Annotated in this window: 5 protein-coding genes; 1 reads left to right on the top strand and 4 read right to left on the bottom strand. The window is 31.3% G+C overall.

Features of this window, described 5'->3' with window-relative positions; all coding sequences use genetic code 11:
• The 4 genes from ACI3VO_RS07795 to ACI3VO_RS07780 all read right to left on the bottom strand — a co-directional run.
• On the bottom strand, positions 1-191 hold a 191-nt coding region (locus tag ACI3VO_RS07795; protein ID WP_439757367.1), incomplete at its 3' end, for a hypothetical protein.
• A gap of 236 nt (positions 192-427) precedes the next feature.
• Entirely contained in the window at positions 428-2,263 is a 1,836-nt protein-coding gene (gene typA, locus ACI3VO_RS07790; RefSeq protein ID WP_439757366.1) for a translational GTPase TypA, read from the bottom strand.
• A 228-nt stretch (positions 2,264-2,491) separates the two neighbouring features.
• Entirely contained in the window at positions 2,492-3,019 is a 528-nt protein-coding gene (locus ACI3VO_RS07785) for a 2'-5' RNA ligase family protein (RefSeq protein WP_439757365.1), read from the bottom strand.
• 23 nt (positions 3,020-3,042) lie between these two features.
• Complete coding sequence (locus ACI3VO_RS07780; protein WP_439757364.1) at positions 3,043-3,930, bottom strand: LysR family transcriptional regulator; 888 nt, start codon at positions 3,928-3,930, stop codon at positions 3,043-3,045.
• A 121-nt stretch (positions 3,931-4,051) separates the two neighbouring features.
• Between ACI3VO_RS07780 and ACI3VO_RS07775 the strand changes: the two genes are divergently transcribed.
• Positions 4,052-4,212 (top strand): aldo/keto reductase (locus ACI3VO_RS07775; RefSeq protein WP_439757368.1); only part of this gene is annotated, 161 nt, incomplete at its 3' end.

The raw sequence follows: 4,212 nt of genomic DNA, 5'->3' as shown, positions 1-4,212 counted from the left end.
CCTTTTTTAAATCTTCCTTCTAAAATCTTGTTTTTTCCATCTTTTTCATCATAAAAACCTAAATTATATAAATTTTTTAATTTTGCTTGAGCTAACTCTATAAAAGAATTTATTTCATCTATATTTAAATTATCTATCATTGATCTAACTTCTTTAGAACTAAACATATTTGAATGTTCTTGTCGAAACATAATGTACCTCTTTCTAGTTTAGGTAATTCATAATAGAAATTCCTAATCTTGTAAATTCTTGGTTATATTATGTCCAAACAAAATCTATTTCATACATAATCTCACAAAATCATTTAACATATATACAATGGTTCTAAGTTAAGTATATATACAATAAAATTTAAAAAAATTTATTTTAAATTGATACAAATAAAAAAGGAGAACCAAAACTAATTTTGATTCTCCTCGAGTTTTATCTATTTCATCGCTTCTCTTTGTCTTTGTTTGTTGTATTGTAATCTTTCGTGAGCATCTAGGTATTTCTTTCTAAGTCTTATAGCATCTGGAGTGATTTCAACTAATTCATCGTCATCTATAAACTCTAGAGCTTCTTCAAGAGTGAATACTTTTGCTGGATTTAATTTGATAGCATCGTCAGTACCAGAAGCACGAACGTTAGTAAGTTTTTTGTTTTTACATGGATTAACTACCATATCTTCACTTCTTGAGTTCATTCCTATTATCATACCTTCATAAACTTCAACACCTGGGTCTACAAACATTTGAGCTCTTTCACTTAAAGCGTTAAGACCGTATGCCATAGTAGTACCAGGTCCTTGAGCTATTAGGACACCATTACTTCTTGAAGGTATTTCACCTTTGTGGTCTTCATATCTTGCAAAAGATCTGACCATATTTCCTTCACCACGAGTGTCATTTATAAATTCAGATCTATATCCTAAAAGTCCACGAGTTGGAGCAGAGAATTCGATTTTTACGTAATCTCCTTCTATAGACATTGCTTCCATCATACCTTTTCTAAGGTTCATTTTGTTTATTACAGTTCCTGAGTAAACTTCAGGGCAGTTTATTATAACCTTTTCGATTGGTTCTTGAACTCTACCATCTTCTAATCTATGCATTAAAACTTCTGGTTTAGATACACCTACTTCATATCCTTCACGTCTCATGTTTTCAAGTAATATTGATAGGTGAAGCTCACCACGACCGCTTACTTTATATCCGTCAGTAGTATCAAGTGGTTCAACCTTAAGTCCTACGTTAACTTCAAGTTCTTTTTCTAGTCTGTCTTTTAAATGTCTAGTAGTTACGAATTTACCGCTCTTACCTGCAAATGGTGAATCATTAACTAAGAAGTTCATAGATAGAGTAGGTTCTTCTATGTGTATCATTTCCATTGGAAGTGGATTTGTTATTTCACATATAGTTTCACCTATAGATATATCAGGTATACCTGCTACAACTACTATTTCACCGCTTCCAGCTTCATCTACTTCTACTTGTTTAAGTCCTTCGTATACTGATAATTTAGATATTCTACCTCTAGAAACAACTTGGCCTGCTTTACATACAGCTACTTGTTCTCCGTTTTTTACAGTACCTTTGTAAACTCTACCTATTCCAAGTCTACCTACATAATCGTCATAAGCTAGAGCAGATATTTGAAGTTGAAGGTGTTTATCGTCGTAATCAGGATAAGCTTCAACATGGTTTACTATAGTTTCAAATAATGGAGCTAAGTCAGTGCTATCGTCGTCCATTTCACGTTTAGCTATACCTTGTTTAGCTACACCGTAGATTATAGGGAAGTCACATTGTTCATCAGTTGCATTTAAGTCTACGAATAAATCGAATACTTCATCTACAACTTCTTCAGCTCTTTGATCTTTTTTATCTATTTTGTTTATGAATAGTATTGGTCTAAGACCTAATTCTAATGATTTTTGTAAAACGAATCTTGTTTGAGGCATTGGCCCTTCTGAAGCATCTACAAGTAGTATAACTGTATCAACAGTCTTTATAACACGTTCTACTTCTGATGAGAAGTCACTATGTCCTGGTGTATCAACTATGTTTATTTTGTAGTCCTTGTAGTTGATAGAACAGTTTTTAGAATATATTGTTATACCTCTTTCAGCTTCAAGGTCGTTGCTGTCCATTACGCATTCTTTTACTACTTCGTTTGCTCTAAATACACCACTTTGAGCTAAGAATGCATCAACTAAAGTTGATTTTCCGGCATCGACATGGGCAATTACTGCGATATTTATTATTTTATGTTTAGTTGACATATAAAAATCTCCTTTTCTTAATTTATATAATGTAGAAAATTATATTTTGAAAATGCGATTAAATATAATTTTCACAAATGTATTTCAAAAAATTCCCTGAACTTAATAATCTTCGACTGAAGACTTTTTTATAACTAAGCTATTATATCATAATGGAATATAGTATACAAGATGTATAAAATTTCAATCTCATAAAAATATTACAAAATGTAAAAAAATATTTTAATATTATCGATTTAATAAATATTCTCTGTGTAAAGCCCAAGTATTATTCTCCCATTTAAATACAGTTATATTGTCGAAGTCGCATTCAAAATCGCATGGAATTACTCTTACATAGTCCCATAATTCGTCAAATATCTTTTGAATTTTTTTAGATGAAATAGTAACGTGGAATACTTTGTTTTTTCCTTCGCCTTTTTTGAAATTTATATAAGGTATTTTGGCAATTTCATCTATTAATTTATCGTGTAGAGCTTTTCCTTCTTTGCTCATCTTGACATTCATGTATACTACGCGATTGTCAAAGTGGTCGTATCCCCTTATTTTGTACTTTTCGCTTTTATGTTTTGACGAAAAATCCTTTAGCAAATCATCTAAATCAGAAATATCATCAGCCTCAAATGGCGCTTTTATTGTAAAATGAGCTGGCAATTTAGACGATTTTGCGCCTAATTCTCTGAAGACCTCTTTTCTGAGGTTGTTGTTGAAGTTGCCAGCAGGTCCTTTTACTACACTTACTATTACGTATCTCAAATTATCATCTCCAATTTTAAAAATTATATAAGCTCTCTAAGCAAGTCTAAAAAGTGAAGTACATCATCAGATGGGTTTTTAGCGTAAAGTAGACCATAAGGAACTTTGAAATTCCAATTTACAGGTAATGTTACTAAAGATGGATGAATATTTTTCCATGCATCTAGAGTAAGTAACATATTATCGCTTTCTTCACATTTATTAAATGTTTCAATATCGTAAAAACAGTTGCCTTCATCAAATATGATTTCGGGATGTGAGATTTTTAAGCTTTTACGAAACTTATTTAGCGAAACAGTATCGTCCGACTTTGGCATAATCAAGTGTTTATCGTACAAATCACTGATTTCCAGTATATCTTTTACTGCCAATGGATTATCTTTAGACATGGCAACGCAAAGATCATACTCTCCTAATTCAAAATAATTAGCTAAATTATGCATTTGTATAGAATTTAGCGCACCGACTAAAAAGTCGATATATTTTCCGAGCGATTCTACAACAGATAATATTTGGTTGTGATCATCTGAATATGGAATTATTTTGAATTTATATTCACTTGGATTTTTTGATTTTTTATTCCATAAATCTAAAAAAAAGTTGCAAGGATTTAAAAAGGAGGAACCGATTTTAAGAGTTTTAGACGCGGATATTTGAACTTGTTTTGCGCGTTCAATTGCCCTTTCTGACTCCTTTATTATCTTTTTGGCATCTTTATAAATAGATTTTCCAGCATCTGTTAGCTGAGTTCCCTGTTTATTTCTTGTAAAAAGCTTAAGAGATAAGTGGGTTTCAAGTGAGTTTATTTGTTTCATAACAGAAGCTGGTGTTATATATAGTTTTTCTGCAGCCTTATTAAAACTTTTGCAATCGGCAACAATTAAAAAGGTATTTAGTAGCTGATTATACATAAATTTCCTCCTTTATGTGTTTACCTTTAGTAAATACATTATATATCTTTTTGAAATTCAGAGTCAATAAAATTTGATGTATTATTAGTTATATAAATGATATTGAAAGGAGATAATTGATATGAGCAAATTAGGTTTTGGATTAATGCGCCTACCAGTTTTAGATGGCAATGCAGAAAAAATAGATATGGATCAGCTTTGTAAAATGGTAGATACATTTTTAGATAACGGCTTTACATACTTTGATACCGCGTGGATGTACTGCGCGTTCCAGAGCGAGCG

Origin of the sequence: Intestinibacter sp. (genome assembly GCF_051866655.1) — a bacterium.
GTDB lineage: Bacteria > Bacillota > Clostridia > Peptostreptococcales > Peptostreptococcaceae > Intestinibacter.
This window is presented reverse-complemented; position numbering and strand designations above follow the sequence as displayed.

Excerpts from the sequence above, each read along its gene's own strand:
- typA (WP_439757366.1), bottom strand. The coding sequence starts at position 2,263 with ATGTCAACTAAACATAAAATAATAAATATCGCAGTAATTGCCCATGTC.
- ACI3VO_RS07780 (WP_439757364.1), bottom strand. The coding sequence starts at position 3,930 with ATGTATAATCAGCTACTAAATACCTTTTTAATTGTTGCCGATTGCAAA.